Source organism: Paraburkholderia sp. CNPSo 3274 (assembly GCF_024206475.1).
Taxonomy (GTDB): domain Bacteria; phylum Pseudomonadota; class Gammaproteobacteria; order Burkholderiales; family Burkholderiaceae; genus Paraburkholderia.
Genome location: NZ_JAMBPR010000274.1, coordinates 1 through 527 on the forward strand (window position 1 = coordinate 1; position 527 = coordinate 527).

The 527-nt window shown below is 50.5% G+C and carries 2 tRNA genes; both read left to right on the top strand.

Annotated elements, in window-relative coordinates:
* Positions 1–47 precede the first annotated feature (47 nt).
* Positions 48–124: transfer RNA gene (locus M3I54_RS44670), tRNA-Ile, on the top strand.
* 38 nt (positions 125–162) lie between these two features.
* A tRNA-Ala gene (locus tag M3I54_RS44675) sits at positions 163–238 on the top strand.
* The last annotated feature ends 289 nt before the right edge of the window (positions 239–527 follow it).

The following is a 527-nucleotide window of genomic DNA, read 5'->3' on the forward strand; positions in this document are numbered from 1 at the left end:
GCGTTTTAAGCGCTCACACTTGTCGGCTGTAAGAAAGACAGACTCAGGGGTCTGTAGCTCAGTCGGTTAGAGCACCGTCTTGATAAGGCGGGGGTCGATGGTTCGAATCCATCCAGACCCACCACTGTCTGTGGACGGGCAGTCCCCTTGAGTTGTGTGACTGGGGGATTAGCTCAGCTGGGAGAGCACCTGCTTTGCAAGCAGGGGGTCGTCGGTTCGATCCCGTCATCCTCCACCAATCCTCAATGCACAGCGTTCTGCACGAAGCAGAACCTTTTGCATTGGCGATTGAGCCAGTCAGAGCGGTATGTGAAAACGTATCGGCTGTCGTTCTTTAACAATCAGGAAGAAGTAGTAAAGAGATTCATCTGAAACACACTTAGAGATGGGTGTGGAGTAGGTGAATCAGGGTTGTGATTGTATCAATGTATTTTTAAGTGATCGAAAGATTGCCTTGAAATACGGCGCAACACGAATACTCAACCTGTAGCGAGCGTGAATCGCACGAGCAATCGTGACCGAGACAC